Annotated in this window: 10 protein-coding genes and 2 pseudogenes; 7 read left to right on the forward strand and 5 right to left on the reverse strand. The window is 53.8% G+C overall.

Annotated elements, in window-relative coordinates:
• Positions 1-18: 18 nt before the first annotated feature.
• The 3 genes from FA92_RS10840 to FA92_RS10850 all read right to left on the reverse strand — a co-directional run bounded on the left by FA92_RS10840 (position 19) and on the right by FA92_RS10850 (position 3598).
• Complete coding sequence (locus FA92_RS10840) at positions 19-1533, reverse strand: amidase (protein WP_033783540.1); 1515 nt, start codon at positions 1531-1533, stop codon at positions 19-21.
• Positions 1534-1645: 112 nt separating this feature from the next.
• Positions 1646-2512 (reverse strand): transporter, encoded by an 867-nt coding sequence (locus FA92_RS10845; RefSeq protein WP_033783542.1) that lies wholly within the window; start codon positions 2510-2512, stop codon positions 1646-1648.
• A gap of 39 nt (positions 2513-2551) precedes the next feature.
• The gene (locus FA92_RS10850; protein ID WP_033783544.1) at positions 2552-3598 is read right to left on the reverse strand and encodes a phenylacetaldoxime dehydratase family protein; all 1047 of its coding nucleotides are present in this window, start codon (positions 3596-3598) and stop codon (positions 2552-2554) included.
• A gap of 305 nt (positions 3599-3903) precedes the next feature.
• Between FA92_RS10850 and FA92_RS10855 the strand changes: the two genes are divergently transcribed.
• Positions 3904-4911: a helix-turn-helix domain-containing protein gene (locus FA92_RS10855; RefSeq protein ID WP_033783545.1), complete on the forward strand. Its 1008-nt coding sequence runs from the start codon at positions 3904-3906 to the stop codon at positions 4909-4911.
• Between the two features lie 9 nt (positions 4912-4920).
• Here the strand turns inward: FA92_RS10855 and FA92_RS10860 are convergent.
• Positions 4921-6094: pseudogene (locus FA92_RS10860) on the reverse strand (IS3 family transposase).
• 91 nt (positions 6095-6185) lie between these two features.
• Between FA92_RS10860 and FA92_RS10870 the strand changes: the two are divergent.
• Positions 6186-6998, forward strand: a pseudogene (locus FA92_RS10870) (2-hydroxyacid dehydrogenase); the annotation flags it as partial.
• Between the two features lie 51 nt (positions 6999-7049).
• Positions 7050-7814 carry a gluconate 5-dehydrogenase gene (idnO, locus tag FA92_RS10875; protein WP_033783549.1) on the forward strand — a complete coding sequence of 255 codons (765 nt, stop codon included), beginning with the start codon at positions 7050-7052 and terminating at the stop codon, positions 7812-7814.
• A gap of 299 nt (positions 7815-8113) precedes the next feature.
• On the opposite strand, the gene FA92_RS10880 is transcribed toward idnO, so the two are convergent.
• Entirely contained in the window at positions 8114-8965 is an 852-nt protein-coding gene (locus FA92_RS10880; RefSeq protein WP_239780524.1) for an alcohol dehydrogenase catalytic domain-containing protein, read from the reverse strand.
• A gap of 464 nt (positions 8966-9429) precedes the next feature.
• Here FA92_RS10880 and FA92_RS10885 point away from each other — a divergent pair, with 464 nt between their 5' ends.
• From FA92_RS10885 to FA92_RS10900, 4 genes are all read left to right on the forward strand, one after another.
• Positions 9430-10062, forward strand: a complete 633-nt coding sequence (locus FA92_RS10885) for an aldolase (protein WP_033783551.1) — start codon at positions 9430-9432, stop codon at positions 10060-10062.
• A gap of 65 nt (positions 10063-10127) precedes the next feature.
• Positions 10128-11468 carry an MFS transporter gene (locus tag FA92_RS10890; RefSeq protein ID WP_033783552.1) on the forward strand — a complete coding sequence of 447 codons (1341 nt, stop codon included), beginning with the start codon at positions 10128-10130 and terminating at the stop codon, positions 11466-11468.
• A gap of 43 nt (positions 11469-11511) precedes the next feature.
• Complete coding sequence (locus FA92_RS10895) at positions 11512-13599, forward strand: hydantoinase/oxoprolinase family protein (RefSeq protein WP_033783553.1); 2088 nt, start codon at positions 11512-11514, stop codon at positions 13597-13599.
• The gene (locus tag FA92_RS10900) at positions 13599-15281 is read left to right on the forward strand and encodes a hydantoinase B/oxoprolinase family protein (RefSeq protein ID WP_051926509.1); all 1683 of its coding nucleotides are present in this window, start codon (positions 13599-13601) and stop codon (positions 15279-15281) included. The genes FA92_RS10895 and FA92_RS10900 overlap by 1 nt, the downstream gene beginning before the upstream one ends.
• Positions 15282-15284: the final 3 nt, after the last annotated feature.

The raw sequence follows: 15284 nt of genomic DNA on the forward strand, positions 1-15284 counted from the left end.
GACATTGCGGCCCGGTTATTACATCTTCTTCCAGTCGCCGCTAGCCTCAAACGCGGCGGCAGCCTGATAAATCGTGCTTTCAGCATAGTGACGGCCTACCAGCATCATGCCAACAGGCAGTCCCCCTGCCAGCCCGCAGGGAACAGACATGGCCGGATGACCGGTCACGTCAAGGGCCGCAGTATTGCCAATCATCTCAAACGCCCTGGAGATATATTCCGTTACCGAACAGTCAGATGATGGCAGGGGCGGAGCCGTAACCGGCACGGTAGGCATGACCAGAAGGTCGAAGTCACTCAGGGCTCGGTCATAATCTGCGCGTGCACGGCGTGCCAGATTCTGGGCTTTGGCATAATAACGGCCGTTGTAGCGCGTCAGACCGTACTGGCCGATGAGCATACAGATTTTGAGTGAGGGGGAGAGCGAGTCTGCGTTCGTACGCCATCCGGCATGTTTATCGAGCAAGGCAACATCATAGAGGCCCTCCCAGTTAAACCCCATGCCGTTGCCGTGCATCATCTGCATCGTCAGGCCCTCGCAGCCGATGGGTGACCACAGCGCGGCGGCAAGCGTATGCCCCGGCACCGAGACCTCGCCTGCCTGGGCGCCGAGGCTTTTCAGGCGATCTATCGCGGCCCGGACTTTCTCCGCGACCGCCGGCTGAAGGTTAGGTAACCCAAACCCCTCCGTCACAATCCCTATTTTCAGTCCACTGACTCCTTTCTCCAGCGCGGCGGTATAGTGTCCGCTGCGCGGGCTGTACTGCCGCGGGTCCAGACCGTCAGGGCCAGCCATGACTTCCAGCATCAGAGCGTTGTCACGCACGCTGGCGGTAATGGGTCCGGCATGGTCGATAGTGGCCTCAATGGGCATAATACCGGTGTAAGGCACCAGCCCGTGGGTGGGTTTCATTCCGTAGGTGCCGCAGAATGCGGAGGGAATACGGATAGAACCGCCCTGGTCGCAGCCCACAGCCATATCAACCTCACCCGCGGCAACCAGCGCGGCGCTGCCCGAAGAAGAGCCCCCGGCACTGTGTCCCTGACGCCAGGGGTTATGGACAGGCGCCGGATCGGAGGTATGACTGCCGCCGGAAAGGCAGAAATGTTCACAGGTAGCCTTACCCAGTATGGTTGCGCCGGCGTCCAGCAGGCGGGTTACCACTGTCGCATCGAAGGCGGGCACATGCCCCTCCAGCGAGGCAGCCCCGTTCATCATGGGCACGCCGGCCAGCGCGATGTTGTCCTTCAGCGCCACGGTTTTTCCTTTCAGCCTGCCATCGGGCGCCCCCGTTACCTCACTCTTGTAATACCAGGCGTTAAATTGATTTTCAGCTCCTGCCGGACGGTGCCCTTTTTCGCGCGGGTACTCAACCGGCGGAATTTCATCCGTTAAACCCTCTATCAGGTCATAGGCATCAAGGTTAGGCTGCATCAGGGAAAGATATTCAGCGGCTTCACTCTCTGACAGAGTCAGATGAAGCTGGCGGGCGAGTTGCTGTAGCTGGGTGGAATCCGGGCGTTCAATGGCCATTTTTCTGTTCCTCATATAAATATCTAAGACTGATTTCCTGCTCTGAACATAACGCGGGCGGCCCCCCGCTACCTGGCTGAGAAGGACAGCCAGGTGGTCAGGAAGGACAGCATCAGAAAACGCGGGCGTAGCGCAGGTTCACTCGGAAATTTTCTTCCGCACCATTCTCCACGCGCAGATCCCGCCCCAGCTGGATCTGGAACTGATCGCGCGGGGTGACGAATTTCGTGGTAGTCAGGCGAATATTCGTGGTCTGAGTCGGGTTATCCTGATTCACACCATCGATAGTGGTTTCGCCCCCCCAGGTCTGACCTAATCCCAGTCCAAAGGAGAGCGTCTGATCGGACATGTACCGTCCCATTATCTGTGCGGCCCAGGCGTTATCCTGTTCGAGTCGTGATGAACCGGGGCCATAGTCACTGTTATTCCCGTACCAGATGCCATCGCCCACCACGTCCAGCGCCCAGCGTTCTGTAAAGAACTTCACCCATGCGGCCTGCAGATCCACTTTCCAGCGGTTTTCGCCCAGATTCAGGGGATCGTTATGGTCGTAACTGCCAGAAGGCACGTACAGATAAGGTGCAAAACCAAAGATGTCGCCGCCGTCGCTGAGCCTGACTTTCAGTGGAACGGTCAGTATGAGATCACCTATGCCACTGGCTGAGCCAAGCGAAGCAGCCTCCCCGCCGCCTGAAATCCGCCCAAACGGCAAAAGGAACTGCGGGTCCAGCGTTGCCGATTCGGTAATCTGCACGGTGTGCAGCAGACGCAGCATGCCGATATCGGAGGTCAGGTTGTAATCAGAGCTGACTTTGCTACCGCGCGAATGGGCCGAGCCGGTTGAGGCGTGCTGGTAGTAAAGCAGTCCTACGGTTGTGCCGTCAGAAAACTGGCTGTAATCACCGGGCGCCACTTCCACCGCGAAAGCCGACAGAGACGCGAGCATGAGAGCAGGCGCGCTGAAACGTAATGCGTGCATAAAACCCCCCAAAGTGTTGACGTTGATAATCCTTTTTTCTCAGCGCTTCGCGTCACGCATCATTCCGGTTCCAGGATGGCAGTTGATGTATTCAAAAGTCTGAAAACGGGCGTCTGAAACGGAAACCTCATGGTAAAGCCGCAGCTTCTGCAGGCCGGTCACGACACGGAAGAAGGTGGTGAAGATACGCAGATGGGTGGGGTGGGATTCGGCCCAGCGCTCAAGCCGGTCCAGAGAGCGCCAGAAGCCAATATCATAGGCAATATCCAGAAGGTTTCCGTCACGGTCGACGTTGCGCACAAAGCGGTTGCTGTAGCAGCCGAGTGCGTGCCCCTCGTCGCGCAGAAAATCCATGCCTGCCTGCAGCGGCGGCAGCATCTCATTGAAGTAAAGCTGGCGCTCCTGTTCATCGGCTTCTGCCCAGTCCTGACCGGAGCGGATAAGCGTAATGTTGTCGTGACCCTGCACGACCACCCGACCTCCGGCTGCGGGATCGCCTGCCATGATGCGCAACTCGCCGTCAGGCTGCAGCCAGTCATTCTGTGAGGCCGGAATCCGGTCACGCACCGACCCCCAATAGCCGTGTTCCTGAATCTCACCGCTGAGATTGTTCATGAGGGCCCCGACGCCCGGCAGCTCCTCTTTGAAGGCGTACAGGGTTTCGAACTGCTCGGCGCGTGGTGCGATAATTTCCCGGAAATAGCCAAGCTCCTCACTCAGACGTTCGTCTGATGACCACCAGTTTTCGATCTCTGGCAGGCGCAGCCAGCGGCAATAGGCTGACGGATCCCGCCAGTAGCCCACCACAATAAAATTCCCGAATCCCTGGTTATCGACGTGAAAGGTCATGTCATGGTGATCCGCACCGTAATCCAGACTGAAGCTGTCGACCATGTGCTGCATGGCTAATATCGCTTTCTGCCGGTGCTCTTCATGAAACTGCACCCCCAGATAGGTCATGACGACCTGGGTCAGCTCTTTATCGGCCCGACCGACAAACATCGGAAAAGGAGGTTCGTAGTCATCATGAACCCGGCGGGACAGCGTGCGGGGGCATTTAAGGTGCTTGTCGATGGCTGATTCCATAAAACTCTCCGGTATGCTTTTCAGTGATGAATATTTTCAACACCAATACTAAGGAGAATTTTTCTGTCTACCTGGCTGAGCAGGACAATCAGCTGGCTGTTGCGGACACATCTTTGATTGCGTTACCGCGGATTAAATCTGAATAGAAATGGTGCGGGAGTGCCCTGGAAAAGTGCACCGGGGAGGCTGGCACACTTCTGACCGCGTCAGTATATGCATGTGGTGCGGGATAAAAGCATGGCACGGAAATTGCTTAAAGTCAGGAACAACTATTAGCTATCAGCCGATTTATATGAGGTGTCGCTGTGAATAATTATTCCGCACCCCAGGGAGAAATTCGGTATTCAACCGGAGAGGTTGCAGTCCATCAGCGCTTCGATTACTGGCATGATGTTATTCTTCGTCACTGTATTCCTTCAGAGGGCAAGCCTCAGGCTGCCGGCAGATTCAATGGTGAGCTTGCGGTACGTGAAATAGGGCTGGTAGATGTTTGCACCCTTAATTCAACCCTGCATCACTGGGAAAGAAAGGCACATCATCTGCGCTCGGGGCCGGAGGATGACCTGTGGCTGGGCTATATTCAGGGGGGATATGGTCAGCTCGAACAGGGCGGCCGCAGGGCCTCTCTGTCAGCAGGGGACCTGGTGCTTTATGATGCGGCTCAGACTTTTCGGTTCAGCATTGGCGGGAGCGATAATCATCTGATCCGGATCCCGCGGCACCTTCTCAATGGGCAGATTTCGGCCGGAAGGGGAATGACCGCCACAATTCTTGATAACAACCGCCCCGGTGTGGTCCCACTCCGGGAAATCGTCTGTCTGGCCGCAAATAATTCTGTTTTGTCGGGTAACCCGGAAATGGCCGGGCGCTTTTCGCAGACGATACTGGATCTGTTGACGCTGAGTCTTGAACTTCAGAGTATCGATAAAGTCGCTGCTGAACGCGATTTGTACGCGAGAGTACGTAACTATATCAGTCGTAATCTGAAGAACCCCGAACTAAGTCTGGAAAGCATTGCGAAAGCGCATCATGTTTCCGTTCGCACTGTAACCCGTGCTTTTGCCCGCCATCAGAAAACTCCGGCTGCTATTATATGGCAGGAACGTCTGACCGCCTGCAGAAACGCCCTTGTTCAGGGCGGGGCACGAAGTGTTTCAGAGATAGCTCTGGATCACGGTTTCTCTGATTTGACCCATTTCAGCCATGCATTTCGTAAAGCTTTCGGAGTAACGCCAAGTTCGGTGATGAAGGAGAATTCATGCGTGATTAACATGGGCGGATTTTCGGAGCATGAAAAACTGGCTGAAGGCTAATTGTAGTGGTCAACAAAAACTGGCCACGGCTTTAGAGTTTTTCCAGAACAATCGTTCTGATTCATTCGGCGTCAAACCACCATTATATTGATGAGGTCTGAGCTGGCTGTAATATCCTGTGATGTAATTCGTTATTGCCGTGCTGGCTTCGCTAAAATTCACGTAGCCGTTATCCGGTACCCACTCTGTTTTCAGGCTTCTGAAGAACCGTTCCATTGGGCTGTTATCCCAGCAATTCCCCCGGCGACTCAGGCTTTGCTTTATCTGACACCTCCACAGTAACTGCCTGAAATTCCTGCTGGTATAGTGACTGCCTTGATCCGAGTGATACAGTAAATTAGCCGGCTTTCCTCGCGCTTCCCATGCCATGGACAGCGCTTTAGCTGTCAATGCAGAATCCGGGAAAAATGACATCGCCCAGCCAACCGGTTTACGGGAAAACAAATCGAGTACTACAGCCAGATAAGCCCAGCGTTTTCCCGTCCAGATATAAGTCACATCACCGCACCAGGCCTGATTAGGCTCGGTAACAGCAAACTGGCGATCCAGATAATTAGGGATCTCAATGTGTTCCTTAGACGCCTTCTTATAACGATGGCCAGGTTGCTGACAGCTGATAATATTGAGTGCTTTCATCAGCTTTGTTGCCCGCCAGCGGCTCAGTTTTATACCTTTGGTGGTGACCATCGCGGCAATGCTTCGCGCTCCTGCTGAGCCGTTACTTTCGCGATAAACTTCACGCACAAGGCTCAGTAATGCCACTCTCGTGGCGTCAGGCTTCCTGGGCTGCCGCCAGTATTTATAACTGAGCGATGAACCCCAAACACGTTGCACACAACGGCAACAGGAAACCGCGCCCTGAGTTTCTCAACTAATGAGAACTGTTCAGGGAGTCTGACATCAAGAGCGCGGTAGCCTTTTTTAATATATCCCTTTCCATTTCAACGCGTTGAAGTCTTTTCTTCAACTCACGTATCTCAATCTGCTCAGGTGTCATGGGTGAAGCTATGGGTGATTTTCCCGCTCGCTCTTCTTTCAGTTGTCGAACCCATTTGTCCATCGTGGATTTGCCGACATTCATCGCAGTGGCAGCGGCGGCAACGGTGTAGTGCTGATCGAGTACAAGCTGGGCAGCTTCGAGGCGAAATTCGGGGCTAAAATTGCGTCTGTTACGTCCGGTCATAATGTCACCTGTTTTGACTATGAGGTAATGATATCACCTCTATTCAGGTGGCCAAATTCAGTGTGCCACTACAAAGGGACATCAGTTCAGGGCTATCATCACCCGTGGAGATGCGGGTGTTAAAACAGAAATACTGGAAAAGCTCCCTTTTTTAGGGCTGATAGCGGTATTCGGCGTAGGTAAAGATGCAATTGACCTGGCTTATACCCGGCAACATAATATTGCCGTCGCTATTACTTCTGGCATTTTAACCAGCGACGTCGCTGATATGGCGATAGGCCTGATGTTGAGCGGGGCGCGTAAACTCTGTCAGGGAGATCGATTCGTTCGCAGCAGAGCCTGGGAAAATAAAGCGCCGCCGCTGGCAACCCAGGTAAGCGGCAAGCGCCTCGGGATCGTGGGTATGGGAAACATTGGACAGGCTATTGCAAGACGTGCGCTCGCGTTCGATATGCACATTAGCTATAACAGTCGAACCGAAAAAGAGTCACTACCCTATACATGGCAGGCAAATTTGCTGAGCCTTGCGCGCGACAGTGATTTTCTTGTGATTGCTGCCTCAGGCGGCGCGCATACAAAAAACCTTATTAATTCAGACGTTATTGCCGCCATGCCAGCACACGCTTGGCTGATAAATATTGCCCGAGGCTCAATGGTGGATGAGCCGGCATTAATTAATGCTTTGCAGAGTAATAAAATCGCCGGAGCAGCACTGGACGTTTTTGCCAGTGAACCTAACATCTCAGAAGCATGGCTGGCACTTGAGAATGTCGTGCTACAGCCGCATGTTGGGAGCGCAACGTATGAGACGCGTCAGAAGATGAGTGAAAGCGTTCTCGCTAATGTAGACGCTTTCTTTACCGGGAAAACACTGCCGGGCCAGCTCAGAGGGTCACAATTATGATCAACATGGAAAACATGAGCAAGCTGCCACGACTGCCTACGGGATTTTATAATGAGTGAACTTTTTGATATTACTAGCAAAAGAATATTAATTACCGGCGCGTCACAGGGAATATGCTTTATCCTGGCACGATGTCTGGCTCAGCATGGTGCAGAAATCATTATTAACGGAACCCATGCTGAGCGAGCCGAAAAAGCCGCCAGAACGCTGCGTGAAGAGGGATTTACCGTTCACGTTGCTGTGTTTGAAGTGGCAAATGCAGCCGAAGTACAAACCGGCATCTACGAAATTGAGAATAACCTGGGCCCGATAGATATTTTTATTAATAATGCCGGCATTCAGCGGCATCATCCCTTTACGGAATTTCCCCTTGATGACTGGAACGATATTATGGCGGTCAATCAGACTGGAGTGTTCCTGGTTTCTCAGGCTGTCGCCCGGCAGATGAGAAAGCGTCAATCGGGAAAAATCATCAATATTTGTTCCATGCAGAGCGAGCTGGGACGCGACACAATCACGCCTTACGCGGCATCCAAGGGCGCAGTAAAAATGCTGACTCGCGGGATGTGCGTAGAACTGGCCATGCATAATATTCAGGTCAATGGTATCGCGCCTGGCTACTTCAGAACGCCGCTGACAGAACCTCTCGTGCAGGATAAAGCTTTCAGCGAATGGTTATGCAAGCGAACGCCAGCCGCGCGCTGGGGAAAACCCGAAGAGCTGATTGGGGCCGCGGTTTTTCTCTCATCCCGGGCGTCTGATTTTATCAACGGGCATCTTATTTTTGTTGATGGTGGCATGCTGGCGGCTGTGTAATAAAAAACCTTTTTCAGTAAGGGCCTCGTGGCCTGACTGGATACTGCATTATTCTCTCATTAAAGAAGCCGGCCCACGCTCTGTCGGCTCGCCTCTGTTCCTTAACAACTATTCAGAGCAGAATCTGAATTTTTGCATAGCGCGCTTTATCGGCTGCCATCTCAAAAGCCTTTGCGGCTTCATAAATGTCGACTTCGGCTGACAAAAGAGGAAGCGGATCTATTCTGCGATTTTCCAGCCAGTTAACCGCATGTTGAACTCATCCACAAAGCGGAAAGATTCTTTTAGCTGAATCTCTTTCACCAGCAGCTGCCTACAGGATAATCTACGCTGGCTGCTCCCATTCCGAGCTGAACTATCTTTCCGGCAGGAAGCACAAAGCTTACTGCCGACGAGATAGCCGTAGCCGCGCCTGATGCCTCGAAGCACACATCGAGATAGCCGCCTTCCGCGCGCCAGAGATCCGCCTGCTGCTCATCGCGTGCATCGATGGCCGCTGTGGCTCCCATAGCGAGCGCAAGATGCCGACAGCGTTCGCTGATATCGGTGTGGATTACCTCAGACGCGCCGGAGGCGAGGACAGCCGCGGTGACAAGGCAGCCAATAGGTCCCGCACCCGTTACCAGCACGCGTTTGCCGACCAACTTGCCTGTCTGACGTACCGCATGTATACAGACGGCGAGAGGTTCGGCGAATACCAGTCGTCTGGGATCTCCATCGGGCTGACAGGGTACACACTGCTGCGGATCGAGCGCAACGTACCGTGCAAATCCGCCATTCACATGAGGGAAGAATTGCGCGCTGCCCATAAAACGCACTGAGCGGCATAGATTCTGATGCCCCTCTTCGCAAAATTTACATCTCCTGCAGGGTCGTGTGGGATTTACCGCGACGCGCTGGCCCGCTAACAGACCACTCTTTGCAGGAGCGTACTCGACTGTACCGATAAGCTCATGCCCAAGGATCATAGGGGCCTTCAGAACAGACATGCCTGCACGTCCATGAAGATAATAGTGAATGTCCGAACCGCAAATACCGCCGCGTTCGACTTTTATCAATACCTCTTCATCGTGCCATTCCACCATGTAGTTTTCACAGCGAACGTCATGTACTTTATGAACAGTGACTGCCTTGACTTCTTTTTGCTGCATATCATTTTCTCAGGTTCAGATTAATCCCAAAAAAATGTAATGCCTTTTCAGGTGCACAAATAAGGTGCATCAAAAGCTGATGCCATTCTTATAAACCTATGGAATTTATGGGCTTTTAATTCATAATTATTCTTTCAACACTTTATTGCACCATAATTGTGACGATGATCCATTTAATTTTCTTTTACGCACTAATTTTGTGCTGTGCGTCAAAATTTAACATATGAAAATTATATGTTTAGAGATAATGTCATAACTCTGAAATTACCCCATATCTACCGGAATAAAAAATCAAATATAATCATTAACATAAATAAAAAATGAGAGCAAAAAAGCCTGGTTGTGTTTTGATTATCATATTTTTTAACGGCAAGATACCTGTAAAAAAAGTGTTGCAAATATAATTTTTAAAATGATAAATAATTCTCAGTTGATAATAAATTTTCATTTAAAGGATACCTGATATGTCATTAGAGACCGCTGGCTTGCGTATTTCATCATTCTGGGAACGCCCAGAGAAAAATTGGCTTTCAGCCTTCGCTGAGTTCCCCGTTGCAAATATTGGCGACGCAATGGAAAGGTTAAATATGTGTGATGCAGGCATCATTCCGGTCAGCAGCAACACGGCCTTTGTGGGTTTTGCGTTTCCTGTTCTGGTCACGGCAGGCGATAACGCGGCCGTCATCAAATCTCTTGATTACATTCAGCCTGGCGACGTCATGATGATTAATGGGCTTGGGCATATCGATCGCGCGCTGGTCGGTGAGCAGCTCACGCAGCGATTTCAGCATGCCGGCGCGGTAGCACAGGTTATTGACGGTGCCATACGCGATCGCAAAGTGATTGAATCCACCGGCCTGCCGACCTTTTGTCGTGGCACAACGCCTGCCGGGCCTTTTAAAAACGGACCTGGCGTTATTGGCGAGCCTGTCGCAATTGGCGGAGTCGTATGCAGCGCCGGAGATATCGTGGTGGGTGACGAAGATGGCGTCATCATCATTCCTTTCTGGCGAGCGGAAAAAGTCCTCGCTGCGGTACGGGAAGTTGCGCGTCGAGAAGCGGAAATGACGGCCGAAGTGACCGGTAAATATCAGTAGAACGCTACTTCAGGTCTGATCTGCCGCGGTTCCAGACTTAATCAACCACTTTTCAGGGCAAAACAATGACGAAATCACATGCGGTTACAATGGATTATGCTTTGCCGAAGGATGGAACGAAAAAAAACAACGTTGTACGCCGCGCATCGCTTGCAGGCGGCGTGGGTTCGTTTGTTGAATGGTACGACTACGGCATCTATGGCCTGCTCGTCAGCTCTCTAGTTCTGGTTTTTTCAGCCAGCGACATGAGTACCACCGACGCCGGGCTGATGCTGACCTACGTAGGGTTCACCGTCAGTTTCTTCGTTCGCCCGTTTGGCGGCATCATTTGTGGCTATCTGGGTGACAGAATAGGCCGTCAGAAACTGCTGGCTGTTTTGCTGCTGATGATTTCCCTTGCGACCGCTGCCGTTGGGTTGATGCCGACCTATGCGAGTATCGGCTGGGCCGCACCCGCGCTGCTAATATTACTTCGAATCGTTCAGGGCTTTTCCGCAGGCGGAGAAGTTTCAGGCGCAGGCTCCTTTGTGGCAGAGTATGCGGAAGATCATCGCCGTGCGGTTGTCATGTCTCCTCTGGTAATGGGATCCTTTATTGCCTTGCTGTTCGGCAGTTTATTGATCAGCGGTCTGATTAATGTTTTCGGCGTCAGCGCCTTGAACAGCTGGGTCTGGCGCGTGCCCTTCCTGCTTGCTATCCCCATGGCGTTGATCGGCGTCTATATCCGCACCCGCATCGAAGATACGCCTCATTTTCAGATAGTGAAATCCAGCAAACGCGTGGTACGCAATCCTCTTAAAGAAGTCCTCACTTCAAAACGCCATTTAAAGGCGATCGGGCTGGCCATCACGCTGCCGGCGGTTAATGGACCTGGCTACTACATTCTGTTCGTCTATATGCCAACTTACCTCAATAAAGTGATGCATTTTCAGCAGATCCAGAGTCTGCTGGTCACCGCCTGCGGACTGTTGACTATCATCGGCGCCATCCCATTGATGGCATGGCTGTCGGATCGCCTTGGGCGCAAGCCTCTGCTGATGGCTTCAGCGATTGCCATGGCTGTGCTGGCATGGCCGTGTTTCTGGCTGCTTACCCTGGGCATGATGCCGCTGGCCTGTATGTCGGCCGTTCTGCTTGCCTTCGCCTTTGCAGGACACGCTGCCGTTATTCAGACAACGCTGGCAGAAATGTTTCCCACTAACGTTCGTTACAGCGCTTATAGCATCGGTTTTAACCTCTCAACGGTCATTTTTGGCGGTTCCGCCCCATTACTGATGACATGGCTGATCGGGCTGACGGGTGTAGCCAGTATCCCCAGCTATATGGTGATGTTGACGGCCCTCCTTACCCTGTTCAGCGCCTTTTATCTGAAAGAAACCGCAGGCAAACCGCTCTGTGACGAATAACGGTAGCGGGATTTAAGCACACTCTCCTGATTTCGAGGTCTCTATGAAAAACGTATCTCCCTGGCGGATAGGGTTCGATATTGGCGGCACCTTCACCGATCTGGTGCTGTTAAATGACATAACGGGTGAAGCCATCCGCCATAAAACGCTTACCACGCCCGACGATCCGTCTGAAGGGGCGTATACCGGGCTGACACAGCTGGTCGGGCTGGCCGGTTTAGCAGCGAATGATATTCATACCATCACGCATGGCACGACCCTCGCGATTAACGCCCTGCTGGAACGACGCGGCGCGAAAACTGCGCTGGTCGTCACGCGCGGCTTTCGCGATGTGCTGGTACTTGGGCGCGAGTACCGCTATGACATCTACGACCTGAACGGTGCACCGGCGCAGCCTTTGCTGCCTCGTTCGCACGCCTATGAGATTACCGAGCGCGTCACGGCCCGCGGTGACATCGTGACGCCGCTCAATGAAGCGGACGTTTTTCAGCTGGCCGCAGAACTTCGCGAAAAACAGTACGAAGCCGTAGCGGTCCTTTGCATACACGCCTACGCCTGGCCTGACCATGAAAACCAGATTGAAGCGATCCTGAGCTGTGAGCTGCCCGGCGTTTCCATTTCCTTATCGCATAAGGTGTCGCGTGAGATCCGTGAGTATGACCGCGGCGTCCTGACGGCAATGAATGCCTTTGTGCAGCCCAAGGCCAGGCGTTACATGGCACGTCTGGAGACCAAACTGCGTGAAGGCGGCTTCACCTGCGACTGGCTGGTGATGGGTTCGAACGGTGGCTTAATGGCGCCACAGGTGGCAGCAGACTATCCGACGCGCATTATCGAATCCGGTCCTGCGGGCGGTATCGTGGCCACGGCGGCGTTTGCCCGCAGAAACCAGACGCACCAGGTGCTGGCGTTCGATATGGGCGGCACCACGGCCAAGGCCTGCGTCGTGCGCGACGGGGAGCCCTCGATTACCACCGATTATGAGGTGGGGCGCGCCGACCGGTTGTTGAAGGGCAGCGGCTTACCGGTGAAGCTGCCGGTGGTGGACATGATTGAAATCGGCGCAGGCGGTGGCAGTATCGCACGCGTCGACTCACTGGGCCTGCTGGAAATCGGGCCGGAAAGCGCCAGCGCCTGGCCCGGACCTGCCTGTTATAGCCGTGGCGGCACGCAGCCCACGGTAACGGATGCCAACCTGGTGCTTGGCTTACTGGATCCCGACGCTTTTCTCGGAGGTCGCATGCGCCTTGACGTTGAGGCGGCCCGTCAGGCGATCCAGCGGGTAGCAGAGCCGCTGGGGCTGAGCATTGAAGATGCGGCCTGGGGTATTCATGAAGTAGCGAACAGTAAAATGTCTGAAGCACTGCGCACGCACTCTGTTGAAAAGAATGTCAGCCCGTCGCAAATGACGATGCTGGCCTTTGGCGGTGCCGGTCCCAGCCACGCCTGGTCGCTGGCAAAGCAGCTGAATGTGCGACAGGTTTATTTTCCTAACGGCGCTGGCGTTTATTCCGCATTTGGCCTGCTGACCGCCCCGCCCAGCGCAGACTTTGTGCGCAGCGATCGCTGTCGTTTGGTGCCTGGCTTCGATGCTGCGCGTGTTAGTGCGTTGTTCGCGGAGGGTTTTGATGAAGCCTTTAGCACGCTGGCGGCTGCCGGTGCGGAACCGGAGAGCGTTATAAAACAGAAATTAGCCGGCGTACGCTATATCGGCCAGGGGTCTGAGCTGACGGTCACATTACCCGATACGTTTCTGACTGAGTGTGACGTACAGGCGCTGGTCGACGCGTTTGAAGCGGCTCATCTGGCTCGCTTTGGCCGCACCCTGCCCGGACAGGGCGTTGAGGTGGTGAACTGGCGCGGTCGCGTGCAGACGCCCCCGCCTAAGCTCAACACCACTGACCAGCTTCGTCACCCCGAGCCTGACGCCTGTGAAAAAATCCTTCAGGTCTATCTTGGTAGTAAGCAAGGGTTTAGCGCATGCCGCGTGATCCCGCGCAGTTTGCTGATCGCTGGCGAAGCGGTACAGGGGCCAGCGTTACTGCAGGAAAAAGAGTGTGCGATTTATGTCGGACCCGGCGCCTCCGCGCAGCTGGATGAACAAGGCAATATTTTGATGGAGCTGAACTGATGACTGTTGCAACCCCTGACAACCTGCGTTTCCTGGACGACCCTGTTAGCCTGCGTATCGTCTGGGATCGTCTGGTCAGCATTTCTGAAGAAGCGGCCGCTACACTGGTTAATATGGCTTTCTCCAGCATTATCCGTGAAGTGGGTGACTATTCGTGTCTGCTGATGGATGCCAGCGGCAGCTCGCTTGCGCAGCCAAAAACCAGCGTTCCGGTATTTATCGGTACACTGCCTGCAACGGTGCGTCACTTGCTGGCAAAGTTTCCAGCTGAGACATTAAAACCAGGCGATAGTCTGATTACCAACGATCCGTGGCTGGGCACAGGGCATCTCAATGACGTCACGGTCGTGACGCCCGTCTTTCGTGACGGGACGCTGGTTGCCTTTACCGGCGCAGCGGCGCATATGTCTGATATTGGCGGCTCGTTAAACATGGGCTCATCACGCGATATGTTCGAAGAGGGTTTCTTTATTCCGCCGAGCAAGCTGATGATTGAAGGTCAGGTCAATCAGCAACTGCTGGGTATTTTCCTTGCCAACGTACGCGCTCCCGATCAGGTTGAGGGCGATTTGCACGCTATGCTTGCTGCCAATCAGATTGGTGCCAACGGCCTACTGAGTCTGATGGATGACCTGCAACTGGGGTCCGTTAAGCCGCTGGCGGAAAAAATCCATGCCCTGACTGAACATGCCATGCGCAAAGCCATTGACGCGGTGCCGGACGGCCGCTACGAAGCAGCAGTCGATATCGGTGACTACGAAGGCGATATTCACCTGCATGTCGCGGTCATCGTTGAGGGCAGCAATATCAATATTGATTATGCAGGCTCGTCAGCCGAGTCACTGTTTGGCAGCAACTGCCCGATGTCTTTTACCTATGCCTACAGCGTTTATCCGCTGAAATGTCTGCTTGAACCTCACCTTCCTAATAATGAAGGCTGCTTCAGATCCATTACCGTCACCGCACCTGAAGGTTCTATCGCTAATGCACGCCCGCCCTGTGCCGTAGAGATGCGTAACCGCGTGGGGCATATGGCGCATGCGGCGATTTTTACTGCTCTTTCCGACATCATGCCTGAAAGGGTAATGGGCCATTCCGGTAGCGCGCCCGTGACCTGTGACGTGTTTGCCGGACAGTTTGACGACGGGCGTCGCTTTGTGGAAAGCCTCTGCGTTAACGGCGGAACCGGCGCGCGACCTACTGCAGACGGCATCGTCACAGGCTTTCCAGGCAATATGTCGTCCACGCCCGTTGAGCTGATTGAAGCCGCCACCCCCCTGCTCTTCTTGCAAAAAGCGATTGTGCCCGACTCGGGCGGCGCTGGTCGCTATCGGGGCGGCGTGGCGCAGAGAATGGTGATCCGCAACACCAGCAATTATCCCCTTTCCCACAGCATGTTTTATTCACGACAGAAGCACGCGGCCGAAGGCGTACTGGGCGCGTCGGCAGGCGCCCCGAACTATGTGGCGATCAATGGCGAGCCGCTGGCTAAACCCGTGGGCCGTCACGACGTTATGCCTGGCGATGAGATCACGATACAGATGCCGGGCGGCGGGGGAAAAATGCCCATCGCTGAACGCGAAAAACAGGCCCTTCTGTGGGATCTCCAGGAGGGCTACATTACTGAAGCCGGTGCGTTGCGCGATTACGGCGTGAAGATAGCGGAACTGAAAAGGGGATAGGTC

It is taken from the genome of Pantoea sp. 9140, from assembly GCF_000745295.1.
GTDB lineage: Bacteria > Pseudomonadota > Gammaproteobacteria > Enterobacterales > Enterobacteriaceae > Pantoea > Pantoea vagans.

Excerpts from the sequence above, each read along its gene's own strand:
- FA92_RS10840 (WP_033783540.1), bottom strand. The coding sequence starts at position 1,533 with ATGGCCATTGAACGCCCGGATTCCACCCAGCTACAGCAACTCGCCCGC.
- FA92_RS10845 (WP_033783542.1), bottom strand. The coding sequence starts at position 2,512 with ATGCACGCATTACGTTTCAGCGCGCCTGCTCTCATGCTCGCGTCTCTG.
- FA92_RS10850 (WP_033783544.1), bottom strand. The coding sequence starts at position 3,598 with ATGGAATCAGCCATCGACAAGCACCTTAAATGCCCCCGCACGCTGTCC.
- idnO (WP_033783549.1), top strand. The coding sequence starts at position 7,050 with ATGAGTGAACTTTTTGATATTACTAGCAAAAGAATATTAATTACCGGC.
- FA92_RS10880 (WP_239780524.1), bottom strand. The coding sequence starts at position 8,965 with ATGCAGCAAAAAGAAGTCAAGGCAGTCACTGTTCATAAAGTACATGAC.
- FA92_RS10885 (WP_033783551.1), top strand. The coding sequence starts at position 9,430 with ATGTCATTAGAGACCGCTGGCTTGCGTATTTCATCATTCTGGGAACGC.
- FA92_RS10890 (WP_033783552.1), top strand. The coding sequence starts at position 10,128 with ATGACGAAATCACATGCGGTTACAATGGATTATGCTTTGCCGAAGGAT.
- FA92_RS10895 (WP_033783553.1), top strand. The coding sequence starts at position 11,512 with ATGAAAAACGTATCTCCCTGGCGGATAGGGTTCGATATTGGCGGCACC.
- FA92_RS10900 (WP_051926509.1), top strand. The coding sequence starts at position 13,599 with ATGACTGTTGCAACCCCTGACAACCTGCGTTTCCTGGACGACCCTGTT.